Source organism: Hymenobacter translucens (assembly GCF_020685205.1).
Taxonomy (GTDB): domain Bacteria; phylum Bacteroidota; class Bacteroidia; order Cytophagales; family Hymenobacteraceae; genus Hymenobacter; species Hymenobacter translucens.
In genome coordinates, this window is the sequence record NZ_JAJERB010000023.1 from 1 (window position 1) to 1,223 (window position 1,223).

Sequence of the window (1,223 nt, forward strand, 5' to 3'; positions counted from 1 at the left end):
GAGAGAAACGAGCGCGAGTCGGTGAGCATGCCCACGAAGCGGCTGAGCAGGCCCATGTTCGACAGCGCGTTGAGCTGGCGCTCCATGCCGTCCTTCTGATCCAGAAACCACCAGCCCGAGCCGAACTGCACCTTGCCCGCCACCGTGCCGTCCTGGAAGTTGCCGATCATGGTGGCGAAGAGCTCGTTGTCCGCCGGGTTCAGGTTGTAGAGAATCGTTTTGGCCAGCTGGTCCTGCCCGTCCAGGCGGTCCAGGAACTTGGCGATGCTGCGGCCCTGGGCAAAGTCGCCGATCGAGTCCCAGCCCGTGTCGGGGCCGAGCTGGCGCAGCTGGCGGGCGTTGTTGTTGCGCAAGGCGCCCAGGTGGAACTGCTGGGTCCAGCCCTTCTGCCAGTCCAGCTGAGCCAGGAACACGAGCAGTCCGCTCTTGAGCTGCTCGGCTTCCGTGGAGGTAAGCTGCTCGCCGCTGCGGACCTTGGCAAAGGCCGCGTGCAGCTCTTGCTCGGAGTAGTCGGCGGCGTAGAGCTGCTCGAGGCCATGGTCGGAGAGGCGGCAGCCCAGGGCGGCAAAGTAGTCGTGACGCAGGCGCAGCGCTTCCAGCAGGTCCGGATAGGAACGGATGTCCACGGCGGCCGAGGCGCCGAGTACATCGAGGTAGGCGTTGTAGGCGGCCGCCTCGTCGCAGGCCATGGCCTTGTCGGGGCGGAAGGTGGGCAGCACCTGCACGGCGTAGCCGCTGGCGGCCAGCGTGCGGTGGTGCTCCAGGGAGTCGGCCGGGTCGTCGGTGGTGCACACGGTGCGCACGTTCATTTTCAGCAGCAGGTTGCGCACCGAGTACGCCGGCGTTTGCAGCAAGGCCGAGCAGTGCTCGTAGATGCGGCGGGCACTCTCGCCGGTGAGCAGCTCACTCACGCCGAAGTAGCGCTGCAGCTCCAGGTGGGTCCAGTGGTAGAGCGGGTTGCGCACGCAGTAGGGCACCGTTTCAGCCCACTTCTCAAACTTCTCCCAGTCCGAGGCGGGGCCCGTGATGAAGTGCTCCGGGATGCCGTTGGCGCGCATGGCCCGCCACTTGTAGTGGTCGCCGTAGAGCCAGATCTGGGTCAGGTTCTCGAACTGCCGGTCCTGGGCAATCTGATCCGGGGGCAGGTGGCAGTGGTAGTCGATAATCGGCATCGACGACGCGTACTCATGGTAGAGCACCCGCGCCGTCTCGCTCTGCAACAG

Annotated in this window: 1 protein-coding gene; it reads right to left on the minus strand. The window is 65.9% G+C overall.

Translation table 11 applies throughout. The features are described from left to right. A partial coding sequence (uxaC, locus tag LJY25_RS21115) for a glucuronate isomerase (protein ID WP_227610430.1) occupies positions 1-1,223 on the minus strand: 1,223 nt, incomplete at both ends.